The sequence below is a fragment of the Sorangium sp. So ce119 genome (genome assembly GCF_051524405.1).
GTDB classification, from domain to species: Bacteria; Myxococcota_A; Polyangia; order Polyangiales; family Polyangiaceae; genus Sorangium; species Sorangium cellulosum_G.
On the sequence record NZ_CP150310.1, the window covers coordinates 2,092,800 to 2,110,469 of the forward strand.

The window sequence follows — 17,670 nt, forward strand, 5'->3', positions numbered from 1 at the left end:
TGAAAAAACGCGAGCGCTTTCGCGGGCCTCCCCAGGGCGAGGGAACCGTGTTAGGCTCGCAGTCAAGAGTTTCAGGATGCTTGTGGGGGAAGGAGCCCTGTAGAGATGGCGAACATGGCTAGATACCGTCGACACGCGATAGTGAGTCTTCTTGCAGCGACAGCCGGTGTGACGGGCTCGTTCGCCGCCTGCTCGGATTCGTACCGTAGCGCGCTCACCGGCAGCGGCACGGGCCCCGGTGCCACGAGCGGCGGCGGCGGCGGCCAGGGCGGCGGGGACACGGAGAGCGCGGGGACCTTCGGGGAGGGGGGGCGGTGCGAGTACACGTGCTCCAACGATCTGAAGAAAGTGATCAGCTGCAACGGCGTGACGGTCGAGGAGTGTGAGCCCGAGGAGGGGTGCGTCAACGCGAAGTGCGAGCCGAACCCGTGCGAGGCTGCGGAGAAATCGAAGAGCTCGTACGGGTGTGACTACTGGGCGTTGAAGACGGCGCTCCGGCCGACTGCTGAGGGTGCGTGTTTCTCTGCAATAGTTGCGAACACTTGGGAGTTGCCGGTCCATATCAATGTTGAACGCGGCGGGCAGCGACTTCCGGTAGAGAATTTTGCCTACATCCCGGTCGGACAGGGATCCATAGATGATATTGAATACATACCATACAATTTGAATGAAGGGCTGGGCGTCGGGCAAGTCGCAGTCCTCTTCCTTTCGAGGCTCTCTGCCGGGACGGCCGTTGTCGATTGTCCTGCGCCGGGCGCGCTCGACGACGAGACTGGCGTCGACGGCACCGGCCGCGGAACAGCGTTTCACATCACGACGGACTATCCAGTCGTAGCGTACCAAATGCTACCCTACGGTGGAGGGCAGGCCGCCATGACCTCAGCGACCTTGCTCCTGCCCACGAGTGCCTGGCACACCAACTACGTTGCCATCAACGGCTACTCGTCATCAGAGTCTACCACCTCGTCCGCCTACCGTGGAGCTCATCCCTCGCTGGCCATCGTCGCCCACCAAGACGAAACCGACGTGACCATCCTGCCGAAGGTGGACGTCGAGGCGGGTGCTAACGTCGAGGCAGCGAACAGCAACGAGGCGAAGACTTACAGGCTGAATGCAGGTGAATTCCTGCAGATCACCCAGAAGGATGAGTTGACCGGAAGTCCTATCGAATCGACAAAGCCCATCGGCCTTTTCGGGGCTCATGCTTGCATGGTCGTGCCGAACGGTGTCGCCGACTGTGATTCGGGGCAACAGCAGATTGCACCCGTCAGGGCTACCGGCAGCGAGTACGTGTCGGTGCGTTACCGGAATCGAATTGCGGATCGCGACGAGTCGCCGCCCTGGCGGATCGTAGGCATGGTCGACGACACGACGCTCACCTGGGAGCCATCCAAGCCTCAGGGCGCACCGGATACCATCAAGCTCGGTGAGGTGTATCAGTTCGATACTGGTGAGCCGTTCGTTGTCAAGAGCCAGGATGTGAACCATCCGTTCTATGTTGGCCAGTACATGACCGGCGGCAGCGCATTCATGAATATTGGTGATCCGGACTGGGTGAATGTGGTCCCGCCGTCGCAGTTCCTGGATTACTATGTGTTCTTTACAGATCCGACCTACCCTGAGACGAGCCTTGTCGTTGTTCGTACCCGTTCCAAGTTGAATGATGAGTTTGCCGACGTCGAGCTCGACTGTACAGGCAAGCTCAGCGGGTGGACGCCTATTGGAGACGGAGACTACGAATACACCGTCGTCGATATCACGACGGGAAACTTCGAACCCGTAGGCGATTGCGCCAATGGCCGACACGAGATGCGGAGCGATCTCCCGTTCGGCGTCACGGTCTGGGGGTGGGGGGCGATCCAGCAGAACTATCGTGTATCCTACGCCTATCCTGCCGGCGCTGGGTTCCTGCCGATCAACGAGGTCGAGATCCCTCCCACGGCCAATTGAGCGCTGTCCGGCGAATCGCCGAGCTGAATTGCCGTACCTTTGAGGCCGGAGGCTGAGCGCCAGCCTCCTTGCCTTGCATCGTTCGCGGCACATCGCCCGCGTCAACCAGAGCACTGAACTGGCTGAGTGTGCGCTCAGGTTGCCCCGACCCAGCGGGCGACCTCGCTGGATAGGCGGGCGATGATGTCCTATGGATCAATGTCGGCTACGAGGTCCCTGGCGCAGCGAGCGCCAACGAAGGAATTCCTGTTGCGCGGGCTTTCCGCTGACTGGGCATCGGTGGCAACATAGAGATCATCGGTCCATGCCGTGCCTCCGCGAACGATACGACCTTCTGTGTTCGCTTCGAGCCGAGCACAATCGTGGCACGGGGTAGGGAACCCAATTTCGTACATGTCCAGTACCAGCTCTCCGGCATTACCTGCCATGTCAGCCATCCCCCACCTGGCGTCGCCGTCCGGAGATTTTGATCCTACCGGTAAAAAGTCATCCATGCTGCACTTCGCCGCACGATCCCCGTCGCCATAACATTCGTAGGCTGCTTTCGAAGGGTCGATCGATGCTCCCCATGGATACAGCCTCTGCTCGGCGCCGCCTGCGGCCGCGTAGTTCCACTCCGCCTCGGTAGGTAAGCGTCCGCCGTCCCATATGCAAAACGCGAACGCTTCGAACCATGTCATGCAGGTCATGGGATGGTTCTCATTCTGTTCCGCAAAATCGGTCCAGAACGCATCGGGGCATCTGATCGCGACCTTCAGGGCCGATTTGTCGGCCGTCAGCTCGCTGTTCCAGTCAGAGTCCCATCCGCTTTCTCGAATCTTGGGATGCGCGCCCGCATCAGGGAGGGGTGGATCGGCTTGCGTGCCTTTCCCTGCTTCCACGAACGCGCGGAACCGCCCCACGGTGATCTCGTAGATATCCAGTCGGAAATCGCTGACGCTCGCCGGGTACACCGGAGCATTGATCCGATCAAAGGTCCCACCGGGGATGCTCGCCGTACCGCAGCAGTCAGCGCCCGGGCTAGGTCCGCAGTCCGTTCCCGCACCTGGCCCGCCTCCCTGGCAGCTCGGCGCCACGCAGACGCCGAGCCGGCACCCGGGGAACGGGGCTCGGCACGGCGTCTCATCTTCCCAGACGCCGTCGACGCAATGGCGCGGCGTACGGCCGCTGCAATCTCGCTCTCCGTCGCGGCACTCAACGCAACTTCCTTGTGAACATACCGGCCGTTCTCCGCTGCACAACCGCTGGGCGACCCACTCTCCCGACGCGCACTGCCGCGGCACGTCGCCCACGCAGTCTCGATCGCCGTCGCTGCAGGGTGCGCCTCCGGCCGCGGAGCTCGCGCTGCCTCCGCCGCTCCCGGAGGGGGGAGCGTCGGCGAACTCATCGAGCCCCAGAACGAGCCCACATCCAGCGGTGGTCAGGCCTGAGACAAGGGAAACCAGCAGTCGTGGCGCCATTGAACGACGTGTCTTGTTCTTTGCTTGTGCTTGTATGAACATCGGATCCGGAGCGCTCGATTCGCGTTATGACTCGCTGTCCTTGAATGCTCGTTCGTCGGTGGTTCGCCGGGCCGCGCGGCCGCTGTGTTTCGGTTCCCGTTCCGGCCAGGTGACCCCCGCCTCGGCGGCTCGTTTCGGTCGACCCTCACGCGGGCAGCATACGTGCCTTCTCGTGCCCTGTGGCCATCACTCGCTCCGTCCTCGCCGCTTGTCCACCCGCGCCGTCCACGTGGACCACCTCGCTGAACCTCGTCAGGTGGTTCCTCATCCCACCCCGCGGCGCGCTTCGCCCCCGCCGCGCTCATCGCTGCGCCCGCCGCGCTTCTCGCCAATCCCCGCCGCGCTCCTCCCCCCTGGCGCCCTCCTCGCACCTCCTGGCTCGACCCAGGAGACATCCTCCCCCGGCCCGAGTAGTCTCCCGCCCGGACGCCGGCCCGCATGCGGCGGAAAGCTCGCGTCAACCTCGTTTTTCGAGCGTTGCTTGGAGGACAGCTCACCGTGATGGATCGACGACACCTGCCGGGCCGGAAGCCGCGACGCCGGTCGCGCCTTCGCTGCGCGTTGACCGCAGCGGCCCTGGCCGCCCCGGCCCTCGCCGCGCTGGCGCCCTCCGCCGCGCACGCGCAGGACCGGACCTTCTACCTCGATCGCCTCAGGATGGCCGGCGCCCCCGACGACGGGTTCGGCCTCTGGCGCCCCCACATGGGGGAACGGACGCGCCTCTTCGGGCAGCTCGGGCTGGGCGTGTCGGTCCACCCGCTCCGCAACGACAACTACGTCGACAACCTCGCCATCGAGGAGCAGCTCCAAGGCGACGGGCCCGTCACCTCGCAGCTCATCACCTACCTGAACGCGGGCGTGGAGATCCTCGGCCGCGGCTCCCTCCAGGTCTCGCTCCCCGTCATCCTCTTCCAGGACGGCAACCAGACGTACAACCGCGACCTCGGCCTCAACCAGAGCGTCGACCTCAAGACCGCCGCCCCCATGGACCTCCGGATCGACGCGCGCGTCGTCCCGCTGGAGCTCGATGAGCGCCGCTTCCGGCTCGGGCTCACCGGCGCGGTCTTCGTGCCTCTCGGCAACACGTACTCGTTCGCCGGCGACAGGACCGTGAGCAGCGCGTTCGGCCTCGGCGCCGAGTACGACTTCAAGGACTTCATCGTCACCCTCAACACCGGCGTCGCGATCCGACCCCACGTGCAGCTCAACGAGCTCCACGTCGGCACCGAGCTCACGTACGGCGTCGGCGGCTACGTCCCGCTGCGCGACGACACCATCCGCGTCGGGGCCGAGGTCTTCGGGTCGTTCGGCCTCATCAAGGAGACGCGCGGCGAGCTCGATGCCTCGCCCATCGAGTGGCAGCTCAACAGCCGGATGTTCCTCACCAAGGACAAGGCGCTCTACGCCGGCGCCGGCGTCGGCACCCGGATGAGCGGCGGCTACGCCCCCGACTTCCGGGGCGTCGCCATCGTCGGCGGCTCGTTCAGCATCGAGGAGTCCGACACCCGCTCGCCCGGCTTCAACTTCGTGATCGAGCAGGAGAAGGACGCCGACGGCGACGGCTACCCCGACGTCATCGACCTCTGCCCGGAGGACCCGGAGGACGGCAAGCAGCCGAAGCCGAGCGACGGCTGCCCGGACATGCCCGATCGCGACGGCGACGGCATCCCCGACGTGGTCGACAAGTGCCCGGACGACCCCGAGGACAAGGACGGCATCGACGACCGCGACGGCTGCCCCGAGGAGGACGCGGACCAGGACGGCATCCCCGACGCCGTCGACAAGTGCCCGAAGGAGCCGGGGCAGGTCGTCGTCGACGACCCGGAGAAGAACGGCTGCCCGTACTACATCCGCAGGATCCAGGGCTCCGCCGAGATCGAGATCATGAAGCAGGTCGAGTTCGAGTTCGACAGCTCCAGGATCCTCCCGCAGAGCTATCCGATCCTCGATGAGGTCGTGCGGCTGCTCAAGGCGAACCCCGAGATCAAGCTGCTCAGCATCGAGGGGCACACCGACAACCAGGGCACCATCGACTACAACGACAGGCTCGCTCAGAACCGCGCCACCGCGGTCAGGATCTACATCATCAACAAGGGCGTCCAGTCGGAGCGGCTCACCTCCGCCGGCTTCGGCTCCCGCCGGCCGCTCGTGTCCAACGACACGCCGGAAGGCCGGCAGCGCAACCGGCGCGTCGAGTTCCACATCAAGTCGCAGGCGATCGAAGGCCGGTAAGCTCCGCACGGAGCGGCTGACCGGCTCACCCCCGAAATACAGCGAGGTTTGCGTGCGCGTGGCTCGCCGCGCGCACGCAAACCGTCTTCTCCGACGGCCGCCGGGCGCCGGTCTGGCCGCGCGGAGCGCGCGCGTGCGCTCCACGCGCGCGCCCCCCGCGGCTCCGCGCGTCACGACCGCCCCCGCGGCTCCGCGCGCCACGACCGCCCCCGCGGCTCCGCGGCCCGACCCTCAGTCGTCGCGATGCCCGAGCGCCGGACGGCGATGGTCGCACTTGCCGGGGATCGGGAAGCCGCAGACCTTCTCCTCGGTCAGGCAGTCCTGCTTCGCGGGGCACTGCTCCGGATCGAGCACGTCCGGATCGCACGGGCGAGAGCAGAAGTCGGGCAGCGGCAGCGGCGCGTCGTAACGGCCGTTGCCGTCCACATCGATGTATATCGGGTTCGTGACCGCGTAGGGCGGGACGGGCGACCAGTCAGGCACCGTCGGCGTGGGCGCGAACAGGGCGTTGATCGCGGGGATCCTGCCGAACGCGTCGCTCGCCAGCCGGGAGAGCTGGATCTCCCCGAACGGGACGTCCAGGGAAACTGGGCTCATCAGATTCCTGTCCTCCAGCCCCATGGCGATGATCACCACCCAGGAGTCCCGGTCTGGCGCCGTGAACGTGACCTTGCCGCGAACGTCCACGAGCGCGCTCGGCGGCATGTCCGGCTCCAGCAGCCGGATCATTCTGCCGTTGAGGTAAAATTCCACCCGGTCGACGCCGAACCAGCTCGCCGTCTGGACATCGAAGAGGACCTCGAGCGGCCTTCCCGCGCGCCCCGCCGCCACCTCGCCGTACGTCTTGCCGCCGATCGTCGCCCGGATGAACGGCCCGTACGTCGTCAAGGCGTGCGCGCCCCGGAGGCTCTCGACCGCGGCCGGCGTCTCGAGGGCGGCAGGGGAGTCGGTCGCGCTGCGGAAGTAGGTCCGCGGATAGCCCGGCTCCTTCGAGCTGTCGTGGCTGTCGCTGCTCGCGATCTGCGCCGGGACGAAGCCCCGCTCGAGGTAGCGGAAGTAGTCGTCCACCTGGCCCGCCCGGTACGTGCACGGCTCGTCGCGCGCCTCCGGGTCGACCGCCTTGTCGCCGAGCGCGGCGGGCCCGCAGAGCTCCTGGCTGTCCGGGGTCGTCCCGGCGAAGCCCCAGTTCTTCTCCTGCTCGTCCGGCGTCCGCGCGAGGACGCGCTTCATGAGCGCCCACGCGAGCTCCGTGCGCGCGCGACGCCTGCAGTCCGCGATCGCGATCGGCCCCGGCGCGGCGCCGGGGTCGCCGCCCGGCGCGGGCGTCTCCGCGCAGGGCGCGCGCAGCCAGCCCTGCACCTCGGGGCACGCCGCCTCGATCTCGGCGGCGCTCCCGGCGGCGTTCAGCCGCGCGAGGCAGCGATTCCAGTCGACGACCTCGGCCAGGCTGGGCGTGCGCACCAGATCGAACCGCTTGCCGTTGATGAGCTCCATCGCGTCGAACTCGCAGCTCGCGGTCCGGAAGACGGGGTTGTTCTCCTCGAGGAACGTCGGCGTCCGATCCATCGTGTACGTGTCGACGCCGAGCTGCTCGATGTAGCCGAAGAACCCGTCGCGCGGGTGGGCGACGATCGTCAGCGGCTCGACGGTGCCGTCGCCCGAGGCGCGGATCGCGTCGAGGATCGTCCCGCCGGGCTCGCAGGTCCAGTCGTGCGCGCCGTGGCTCGGCACGTCGAGCTCGTCGTACCGGAGCGGGAAGCCGATGAAATGCCCCTGCTCCAGCGTCGTGATCTCCGCCCCGACCGCCGTCGCGAGGTGGGGCGCGAGCCCGAGCGCGCGCACGATCGGGTGGTAATCGGTCTCGACGTCGTGATCGGTCGACACCGCGAGCTCCACGCCCTCCGCCGCGATCGTGGCGACCCGCCGCGGCAGCGGCATGCCGCTGTCGAAGCTCGGCCTGGAGTGGAGGTGCATGTCGGCCGACATCCACCCGGCCGTGTCGACCTCGCGCACCAGCGTCGCGTCGAGCTGGAACGCGCGGCCCGGCGCGAGCGTCACGTCGCGCTCCACGTGGATCCCGTACTCGATGCCCCGCGACACCGTGATCTGGTATCGCCCCGGCTCGATCTCCACCTCTCCCTCACCGGTGGCCGTGACCTCGATCGCGCGGTTGCCGTTCCCGAGCCGCCCGTCGCCGAGGTACACCCTGCGCCGGCCGTCCCCCGGGAGCCTCCGCCCCGCCGCGTCGAGCGAGGCGAACGCGATCTTGGCCGGTATCCGCTGGCCGTTCCCGTCGGCGACGCGGTAGCGCACCGTCGCCGGCGCGGGCAGGCGCGGCGAGACCGCGACGCGCTCCCCGGCCCCGAGGCTCACCCGGACGGGCGCCGAGGTCGCCGTCCCCGCCGCGTTGCGCGCCACGAGCACGTAGCTGCCGGGCGGCAGGGCGCCGCGGAAATCGCCGTCCTCGGACGGGTCGAGCCCCACGTCCGCGTCGATCTCGTTGACGAGGCCGACGTCGCCGCGCGCCTCCCGGTTCGCCGCCACGAGCTCGTCCAGCGAGCCGAAGGGCCGCGACGGATCGGGATCGGAGAAGACGAACACCCGCGCGTTCGGCGCGGCCTCCAGGGTGCTCTCCCACAGCACGTGGCCGCTGACCGTGCCCGTCGCCGTCCCCCGCAGCGCGTGCATCACGTCGGTCACGCTCGCGATGTCGCCGTCGCCCACGGCCAGGTAGCGCTCGTAGCTGAACGCGCGATGGACGTCGCACGCCGCGTCGTCCTCCTCGCCGAACAGGCACGATCGGCTGGCGGACACGAACGCCGTGGCCGCGCTCGCGAAGAGGGGGACGTTCACCACCGAGGGCGCCGCGCCCTCCTGCGCCTTCGTGAAGTAGCCGTAGCTCACGTCCCCGCCGGCCGCGGCCACGAAATCGAAGGTGAGCGGCTCCTGGAACGAGTTCCGCCCCGCGTTCCAGGCGTCCTGGACCGCCGTGTCCTCGTCGAAGCCCGCCCCGGGGGCGAAGACGTCGTTCTGGTTGCCGAAGAACACGAAGTCTCCGGCGACGATGCCGGCGCGGCGCGACGGCGCCTCTTGCGCCTCGTCCGGCGGATCCCCGAGGATGCCGCCGAACACAGAGACAGGGGCGGTGGCGTTGTGCAGCGGGAGGACATCGCTGCACGCGCAGGTCGGGCATCTGCCCGGGTCCTGCTGGTACCCGCTCGGGCACGCCTCGCAGCTCTGCTGCGGCGCGCAGCCGGGCGGCGGCTTGTCGTCGAGCAGGAGCGTGGTGCGCACCGTCACGAACCGATCGCCCGGGCGAAGGAGGTAGTCTGTCCGGAAGCGGATCCTGGATCGCACGTCGGGAAAGAAGAGGCCGAGCAGATCTTCCTGGGCCCGGAGCAGGCCTATCGCCTCGAACAGGAACTCGCCGTCTCCCTCGACGCGGATCCCGGCCTCCGCGCCGTCGGATCCGTCCGCGAGCACCGAGACGTCGGTCGCCGTCGGATCGGGCACGATCAGGTTGGCGAGCGAGAACATCTCCGCGAACCGGTCTCGCCCCTGTCCGCCCTCCTCGCCGATCCGGCCGCGCCGCCTGTCGACGTCGACGATGGCGCCGCCGAAGATCCCGGGGCCTGGCGAGTCCCGCCCGCCCAGGATCGCCACGCGGATCTGGTCGTTCTCGAGCAGGAAGTCGCCGACGTCCGCCATCGCCACCGGGCCGCCGACGAGCTCGGCGCGGTGCTCGATCTGCTTGGCGCGGAGCAGCCGTTGTTCTCCGCAGCTCGGGAGCGCGGGCGCGGCGAGCGCGGCGGCGGCGAGCGGGAGGAGGGCGACCCTCGTGAACCAGCGGTGTGTTCGCCGCACAGCGATCTCCCCTACAGCGAGAGCTGGAGTTGCAGGATCAGGGCGTCGTTCGAGAGCGACAGCCCGCCGAGCTCTTCACGGTGCGTGTAATCGAGCTGGGCCTTCACCAGATCATCGACCGCGTGATAGCTCACGCCGCCCGTGAGCACGAGGTTGTCCCCCTCGTCCTCGACATCGACGTTGGGGTCGATCCACTCCACCCGACCCGAGACGCCGAGCTTCCGGGCGACGATCATGTAGCCTGCCTCGAGCACGAGCGCGAGCGACGTGACCGACGTGACCTGCGCGATCGGCTGGGTGGGCACCGATTTCGGGCTCGCGCCGGTCCAGAGCACCTCGCCGAGCGCGTGCAGCCCCGAGGCGTGCAGCAGCACGTCGGCGCTCGCGCCGTAGAGCGTGCGCGCCCCGCCGTCGCTGAAGAAGCCGTCGGCGCCCGCCCCCATCCGGAAGGGTGAGTGGGCGACGTCCTGGATCGTGCGGCCGAGCGGGCCCTGCGGCTCGGTGGCGATCCTGCCGGCGACCGCGATCCCCTCGAAGCGGTTGCCGAGGGGGGCGACGCTCTCGGAATGGCCCGTGTAGAACTGATCGGAGCGCTGGAAGGCGTTGTAGACGCCCGCGTGGTAGCTGAAGGCGCGGTCCTGGAAGTGCCCCTCGGCCTGGATCCCGACCTGCGTGAACGGGGCGATCGCGCGCACGGCGAGCGGCCGCTCCGTGAGGGACCCGTCTCCGGCGCCGGTCATCGCGGAGCGCGAGAAGGGGACGGTCCGCGCGCCCGCATAGACCTCCAGCGCGGGCATCGCCGTGACGCCGCCCCACGCCTCGTGGATGCGCGCTGTTCCCTCGTCGCCCCCGGCGAGATCCGTCGAGATCGCGAACCGGACGAGCCCCGCGACGTCGCCGTACAGCCCGGCGCGGACGCGGCGCAGCCGGAAGCCGGGCTGCTCCGCGCTGTCCCCCGCCTGGCTCAGCGCGTCGTCGCCCACGTACGGCGCGGCCTGCAGCGCGATCAGCGCGATCGGCGCGACCTCCAGCGGGCCGAGCGCGAGCCGCATCCGCTCCCGGAATCCCGGCCCGAGGGGCTCGTCGCGCGCGGCCCCCGGCGCGGCCGGCGCCGGTGGCACCGCCGCCGCCGCGGCCCGCGCCGGCCTTTCCCGCGGGGGCTCCGGGGCCTCCGGGCGCGCGGCGGTCTCCGGCGCGCTCTCCGGCTCGCCGGTCGACTCGACGGCTCCTCCCTGCGCGTCGGCCGGCCTCGCGCCGGCGGGCTCGTCGGCTCCGGGCTCAGGCTCCTGCGCGCGCGGCGTGGAGAGGGCGAGCAGGACGGCGGCGCCGCCTGCGACGCCAGCAAGGTGCCTCATGGATTCAGGTCTCCTGGAGGGCTGCGCGGAGCGCCCCGCGCCGCTCCGGATGGCCAGTGGGGTGTCATCTCGTGCCGTGTCCGCCCGACGAGGTGCCGCTGAAACTAGAGGAAGACGCGCGGCGCTGCAATCGGCGCGGCGTCCTGTGGTAAGGCTCGCAGCGCCTCGATCGGCCCACCCGCAGCGCGGAGGGCAGGGAGGGCCACCCTTCTCATGCGAACGCCCGAATCGAGCCAGCCCGAGAGCGATCTCCCGCCCGCGACTGCCGAGCTCGCCGACGACGCGCCGGTCCGCCCCGCCGGCGGGGCGGACGCCCTCGCCGGGGCGAAGGGGCCACGACGATGGCCGGGCGACAGGGCATTTGCCGCGACCTTCGCGCTCCTCGCCGTCGCGGCCATCGTGCCGATATGGCGCGTGCGGTTCCTGCCCCTGCTCGACCTGCCGAACCACCTCGCGGCCGTCCACATCTGGCACAACTTCGACGCGCCGTGGACTCGATTCCGCGACTTCTACGAGCTCAGCCTGCGCCCGGCGCCGTATGGCGCCTATCACATCCTGACGCACGTCATCGCCCACGGGGTCAGTCTGGAGAACGCGAATCGACTCGTGCTCTCCGGCTATGTGCTCGGCATCCCCGCGGCGGCGCTGGTCTGGGCGCGCCGGACGCGGCGCAGCCCGTGGCTCTCGGTCCTCACGTTCCCGCTCGCCTTCAGCCTCTCCTGGGCGTGCGGCTTCCTGCCGTTCCTCGTCGGCATTGCCCTGCTGCTCGCCGGCGTCGTCGCGCTCGACGCCCACCTCGAGCGGCCGAGCCACGGGCGCGCCGCCGCGGTGGCGCTGCTCAGCGTCGGCTGCGGCCTCAGCCATCCGCTCATCCTCTTTGGCTACTACGTCTGCGTCGCCGTGCTGATGCTCTGCCACCTGCCCCGGTGGTCGCGGATCGCCCGCGCGCTCCCGCTCTTCGCGCCCGCGGTCGCGCTCCTCCTCTGGCAGCTCGTCGCCTTCAAGAGCCCCATGGTCGACCTGCGGAGCGGCCCGCGCTTCCAGGGCGCCTGGGTGCCATGGCACGAGATGATCAGGTCGTTCCCCGCGTACACGCTCGACTCGGTCTCGGGCGATCTCGACACCCGGCTCTTCTGGGTGCTGCTCGCCACGGCGTCGCTGCTCGCCCTCGGGAGCGCCGCCGTGCGCTTCTTCCCGCGCCGGGGCGCGGAGCCTCCTCCGCCTCCCGGTTCGCTCTTCGACCGGCTGCACCGCCATCGCTCCCTCGCCCTGTGCGCGGCGATGGTGGCCTGTTATTTTCTCGTGCCGCTGCACCTTGCCCGCCCGTTCGACTGGTGGTTCGTGAGCGGGCGCTTCTCGCCGCTCATCTGCTTCTTCGGCTTCCTCGCCATCACGGCGCCGCTCCGGGGCCTCTCTCGCCTGCTGATGGCGCCCGCGGCGGTGGCGGCGCTGGTGCTGCCGCTGCACCTCTCGGAGAAATACGCGAGCTTCGACGAGCGACTCGAGCCGTTCGCGCGCATGGTGGCGCGGATCCCGCCCCGCGCCGAGGTGCTCTTCGTGTCGCTGCCGCCGCGCACCGATGAGGCCCTGATCATCGAGGGCACGAACCACTTCTCCTCGTGGGTGCAGATCATGCGCGGGGGCTTCAGCGCGGACGGCTGGCACAACGTGGGTTTCCCCTTCACGCTGAAGCGCCGTCTCCCCGCCCCGCCGTCGAACCGCGGTGAGTGGTTCAACCCGGATGTCCACGGCGTCGCCTACGACTACGTGATCCTCCGGAACGAGCGGCCGGACAGGTCGGTGTTCGCCGCGGCGCGCACCCCCTTTCGCCGCGTCGCTCTCGAGGGCGCCTTCACGCTGTACGAGCGCGCGCGCTGATCGCCGGTCCCGGTCGCACCTCCGCCCCGGCCGCCCCGGCGCAGCCGTTGCGCCGCGCGGCGCGCGCGTCACGGCGTGGCCGCGGTCGTCGGCGGCCGCGTCGCTGCGCGTCCCGCGACGCGCAGCGACGCGGCTCGCGATCGGCCGTCGCGCTCGCCGGCGGCGGGGTAGTCTACGATCTTGCGGCCGGCGCCCCTCGGGTGTGCCCGCCTCGCGGAGGGGAGCAGCTTGCCGATGTCGAAGAGAACCCGCGCTGTCCGTCGCCGCCCGCTGGCCTGGACCGGAGGGCTGGCCGCCCTGGCGGCGCTCGCGCTCGCGTCCGGGGTGGCGCCGTCCTGCGCCAGCGCGGAGCCCCCCGACGTCCCGCTCGGGGGCGGCGGGGAGGACGCCGTCGGCTGTCCGATCGACTGCTCCGCGGACCCGAGCGCTCCGCTGTGCGACCGGGCGACGGGGAGCTGCGTCGCGTGCCTCCCCGGCGCGGCAGCGTGCCCGGCCGGCCAGCACTGCGACGCCGAGGCGAAGCGCTGCGTGGCCGGGTGTGAATCCGAGTCCGACTGCCCTGCTGCGCTCACCTGCGATCGCGCGAAGCGCGCCTGTGTCGGCTGCGCCGCGAGCGACGAGTGCCCGACGGGCATGGCGTGCACCGGAGAGGGCGAGTGCGTGGAGGGGTGCTCGGCGGCGCACCCGTGCCAGGGCGACGCCGCGTGCTGCGACGGCCTTTGCCGGGACCTCCAGACCGACGCGCGGAGCTGCGGCGCCTGCGATCGCGCCTGTCCGTCGCTGGCCCACGGCGAGAGCGCCTGCGAGGACGGCGCCTGCGCGCTCAGCGCCTGCGACGACGGGTTCATCGACTGCAACAAGGACCCGGCGGACGGGTGCGAGCACGACGTCGCGGCGCGCGGGCCCTGCTCGTGCACGCCGGACGAGACCAGGGCGTGCTACCAGGGGCCGCCGGGCACCGAGGGGGTCTCTCCCTGCGCCCCCGGCGTCTCCACCTGCAGGGCGAACGGCCTCGGGTGGGGTCCGTGCCTGGGCCAGGTGCTCCCGGAGCTCGACGCGTGCGCCGACGGCATCGACAACGACTGCGACGGCGCGGTCGACAACACCCCCGATCAGGACGGCGACGGCTGGACCGCCTGCGACGGCGATTGCTGCGACTCCCCGTCGGACGGGTGCAGCACCCCGGCCCTCGTGAACCGCGGCGCCTTCGAGGTGGCCGACAACGGCCTCGACGACGACTGCGACGGCGCCGTCGACAACGCCGCGCCCTGCGACGCGGGGCTCGCGAGCGACTCGGCGACGGCGCTCGATTACGCCAGGGCGATGGATCTCTGCGTCACGACGGCGGCGGCCCCGTCGTCGCCCGCGGCGCGCACGTGGGGCGTCGTCTCCGCGAGCTTCCACCGCGCCGACGCCGCCGGCGCGCCAGCGGCGGCCCAGCGGTCGATCCGCCAGGGCTTCGGCTCCGGCATCGCGCCGCTCCGGGGCGCGCGGCTCGCGGTGCTCTCGACCGGCGTGGCCGCGGCCCAGGCGGCGCCGAACAACACGAGGCCGAGCTTCGCCCCGTTCCAGGGCGGCCGGGACATGGGGACCTCGAGCAGCGTGCCCGAGGACTGGCTCGAGGCGAACGGCGGCAACCTCCCGAACGCGCCCGGGTGTCCGGAGCCGCAGGGCGGGTCGACTGCCCACGATCCCGTGATGTTGCGGCTGCGCGTCCGCGTCCCGACGAACGCGAGCTCGTTCAGCGTCTCGACCTATTTCCTCTCGTCGGAATACCCCGAGTGGGTGTGCAGCCGGTTCAACGACTTCTTCCTCGCGCTGCTCGACTCGTCGTTCGCGCCCCTCGCGGGGGAGGCGCCGAACCCCGCGGACAGGAACCTCGCCTTCCACGACCCTCCGCCCGCCGGGGCGCCCGTCTACCCGCTGGGCGTGAACCTCGCTTTCGGCGGCACCGGGCTCTTCACCCAGTGCGTCAACGGCCAGACCGGGTGCGGCGGCGGCGCCGTCCCCGGCACGACGACGACCTGCGCGGGCGTCGAGCAGCTCCAGGGGACGGGGTTCGACATCGCGCGGCCGGCTGCCCAGTTCGACGGCGAGCCGGGCTGGTGCGGCGCGAGCGAGCTCGCCGGCGGCGGCACCGGGTGGCTGGTCATGAACGGCAATGTCAGCCCGGGGGAGATCATGGAGCTGCGGTTCGTGCTGTGGGATACCGGCGATCCCTGGAACGACTCCGTCGCCCTCCTCGACAACTTCCAGTGGTCGAGCTTCGCCTCGACGCCCGGCACGCGCAATTGAGGCGCCCAGCGTGGCGGTCCTGATGGCCGGCGAGCAAGGGCCCCGCGGTCGCTGGCGTCCGGGAAAAGCGCTCCTTGCCAGGCCAATGCATTCCTGAATTTTTCTACCAGCCTTCCCGGTCCCCGTGGTCCAACCTGCCACCACCTGCCGGAATGGGCGTCCGTGAAGGCGCATCAGGGCGGGCACCCGGGCCAGCGGCGCTCCGTCGTGCCGCGCGCGAACGCAGCGGACGGACGGCGACCCGTTTACACTGCGCGACGAAGCCGGGGACCGCGGCACGCATCCCTCGGCCTCGCGCTCACGGGAGCGCTTCTGTTCATCACCCAAGGAGACTGCATGAGGAGAACGATCACCCCGCTCGCGCTGTTGCTCGCGGGCCTGTCTTTCGCCACGCTCGGCTGCGACAGCAAGGGGAACGACGCGACCACCCCGGGGGCGGTCGCCGAGGACAAGCCGACCGAGAGCGCCGCTCCCGCGGCGACGACGGCCGCGCCGGCGGCGACGGCGGCCGTGCCGGCCGCTGCGACCGCCGAGCCGACGGCCGCGCCCGCGGAGACGGCCGCCGCTGCGGCCGAGCCGGCGGAGACGGCGGCCGCGGCCGCGCCGAAGGCGACCGCCGCGGCGTCGGCGGCCGCGGCCGCCGGACCGGCGGCCACCGGCGCTGCCCAGGCGGGCGAGAAGAAGGTCGAGTGCGGCGCGAAGGGCCAGAAGATGTGCCCGATGCAGGCCTGGATGAAGAGCACGATGGCCTCGGCGACCTCGAGCGGCGACGGCGCGAAGATCGCGGCGGCGCTGCAGTACGTGGCCGGCAAGCCGCCGCCCGGCATGGGGAGCTGGGGCGCGATCTCCAGGGCCGGCGCCGCCAAGGCGAAGGCCGGCGACATCGACGGCGCCAAGGCGAGCTGCAAGCAGTGCCACGATCTCTACAAGGAGCAGTACAAGAAGACGATGCGCGATCGCCCCTGGTGAGCCGTCCGCCGCGCGCGCCTCGGAGCCCAGCGGGCGCCGCGCGGCGCGCCTCGCGCCTGCGCGCCGAGCGGCGGTCGCCGCTCGGCCGGCGTCGCGCGGGAAAACATCTTGGACGGGCGGGGGTGATGCGATAGAGCGCTGAGCTGATGGCGCGCGCTGTTCGCACAGGCCCCGGGGGTGCCCATGCGCCGGCCGCCTCGCCGACTCGCGGCCGGGGTGCCGGCGGCTCGAGCGGGTCCGCGGGCGCGCCCCGCGCGCGCGTCGGCCAGGCGGCCGACCCGTTCTCCAGCAGCTCGCTGCCGCCGTCGAAGCCGCGCGCGGGCGCGGCGCCGCGCCTCACGGGCGACGCGGGGCCCGACGTCAGGCCGGGCGCGGCGGCCCCGGCTTCGCCGAGCGTGCGCCCCCCGGCTTCGCCGAGCGTGCGCCCCCCGGTGGCCCCTCCGCGGGCCGAGGCGAGCCCGTCCGCGGCCGCCTCGAAGAGGCCTCCTCCGCCGGACGAGGACGAGGACGACGACGACGCCGGAGAGGCCAGGGGCGGCTCGCAGCGCGGCCGGCCGCGCGGCCCGTTCACGCAGCACCGGCGGCTCGACTCGCTGCGCAGCTTGCTGCAGAAGCACCCTGCCGGCCTGACGATCTACGACCTCGCGCGCGAGCTCAACGTCACGCCGCGGTCGCTCCGGCGCTACCTCGTCGAGGTCAAGCGCGAGCTCGATCTCGTCTCGGTCGCCACGCGCCCTGGCGGCCCGCGCCTCTGGCGGCTGTCGCCGAGCGAGGCGCCCCGGCGCGTCGAGGTGCGGCGGACGCAGGCGTACGCCCTGCTCGCCGCCCGCCGGCTGTTCGAGCCGATGCGCGGCTCGACCCTCTTCGAGGAGATCGATCTCGCCGCGCAGCGCCTGCTCGGCGTCGCGCGCCGGCCGGGGCGCGGGCCGAACGCCGGCGTCGCCGACGCGCGGCTGGAGGAGCGGTTCCTCTACCTCCCGTTCGCCCCCAAGGACTACGCCGCGCGCACCGAGGAGCTCGACGATCTGTTCCAGTCCGTCGCCGACCTGCGCCCGCTCCGGTGCCGCTACCGCCGCGCGCGCGACGGGCGCGAGGAGCGGGTGCTCATCCACCCGTACGCGCTCGTCCTCTACAAGGACGCGATCTACTGCGTGGGCCTCCACGTCGGCCGCGGCGAGGTGCGCACGTTCCTGCTCGATCGCATGCGCGACACGGAGTGCGCCGTCACCGAGCGGTTCGAGCTGCCCCCTGATTTCTCGATCGACGACTACTTCCAGGGCCAGTTCGGCATCTGGCGCGGCGGCGAGCCCCGGCGCGTGGTGATCGACTTCGACGAGCGCGTGACCGAGTTCGTGCGGACGCGCAAGGTGCACCCGTCGCAGGAGATCACGCCGCTGCCCGCCGGCGGCGTGCGGCTCACGATGCACATCGGCGACATGACCGAGCTCGCGACGTGGGTGCTCGGCTTCGGCGAGACCGCCCGCGTTGTCGAGCCGCCCGACCTCGTGGACCGCGTGAAGCGCGAGCTGGCCGGCGCGCTCGCGCGCTACGCGGAGCCGCCGCCCGCCGACGGATAGACCTGGCCGGCGCTCCGGCGGACCTCGCCGGCGCTCCGGCCAGGCTGC

The 17,670-nt window shown here is 71.0% G+C and carries 9 protein-coding genes; 6 read left to right on the plus strand and 3 right to left on the minus strand.

Translation table 11 applies throughout. The features are described 5' to 3' along the window. Window positions 1-105 precede the first annotated feature (105 nt). Window positions 106-1,950 (plus strand): IgGFc-binding protein, encoded by a 1,845-nt coding sequence (locus WME76_RS08235; protein ID WP_437959625.1) that lies wholly within the window; start codon window positions 106-108, stop codon window positions 1,948-1,950. A gap of 188 nt (window positions 1,951-2,138) precedes the next feature. Here the strand turns inward: WME76_RS08235 and WME76_RS08240 are convergent, their stop codons facing one another. Continuing rightward, a complete protein-coding gene (locus WME76_RS08240) occupies window positions 2,139-3,026 on the minus strand; it encodes a formylglycine-generating enzyme family protein (RefSeq protein WP_437959626.1) in 888 nt (295 codons plus the stop codon). A 987-nt stretch (window positions 3,027-4,013) separates the two neighbouring features. Between WME76_RS08240 and WME76_RS08245 the strand changes: the two genes are divergently transcribed. Continuing rightward, window positions 4,014-5,684: an OmpA family protein gene (locus tag WME76_RS08245; RefSeq protein ID WP_437959627.1), complete on the plus strand. Its 1,671-nt coding sequence runs from the start codon at window positions 4,014-4,016 to the stop codon at window positions 5,682-5,684. Window positions 5,685-5,915: 231 nt separating this feature from the next. Here WME76_RS08245 and WME76_RS08250 read toward each other — a convergent pair whose 3' ends face one another. Further along, window positions 5,916-9,548: a PHP domain-containing protein gene (locus tag WME76_RS08250; protein ID WP_437959628.1), complete on the minus strand. Its 3,633-nt coding sequence runs from the start codon at window positions 9,546-9,548 to the stop codon at window positions 5,916-5,918. Between the two features lie 11 nt (window positions 9,549-9,559). Continuing rightward, complete coding sequence (locus WME76_RS08255) at window positions 9,560-10,903, minus strand: porin (RefSeq protein WP_437959629.1); 1,344 nt, start codon at window positions 10,901-10,903, stop codon at window positions 9,560-9,562. 213 nt (window positions 10,904-11,116) lie between these two features. Here WME76_RS08255 and WME76_RS08260 point away from each other — a divergent pair, with 213 nt between their 5' ends. The 4 genes from WME76_RS08260 (at window position 11,117) to WME76_RS08275 (ending at window position 17,622) form a co-directional block, all read left to right on the plus strand. Beyond that, window positions 11,117-12,781 (plus strand): hypothetical protein, encoded by a 1,665-nt coding sequence (locus tag WME76_RS08260; protein ID WP_437959630.1) that lies wholly within the window; start codon window positions 11,117-11,119, stop codon window positions 12,779-12,781. A 234-nt stretch (window positions 12,782-13,015) separates the two neighbouring features. Continuing rightward, window positions 13,016-15,076 carry a MopE-related protein gene (locus tag WME76_RS08265; RefSeq protein ID WP_437959631.1) on the plus strand — a complete coding sequence of 687 codons (2,061 nt, stop codon included), beginning with the start codon at window positions 13,016-13,018 and terminating at the stop codon, window positions 15,074-15,076. 336 nt (window positions 15,077-15,412) lie between these two features. Beyond that, entirely contained in the window at window positions 15,413-16,045 is a 633-nt protein-coding gene (locus WME76_RS08270) for a hypothetical protein (RefSeq protein ID WP_437959632.1), read from the plus strand. A gap of 431 nt (window positions 16,046-16,476) precedes the next feature. After that, a complete protein-coding gene (locus WME76_RS08275; protein WP_437959633.1) occupies window positions 16,477-17,622 on the plus strand; it encodes a helix-turn-helix transcriptional regulator in 1,146 nt (381 codons plus the stop codon). Window positions 17,623-17,670 lie beyond the last annotated feature (48 nt).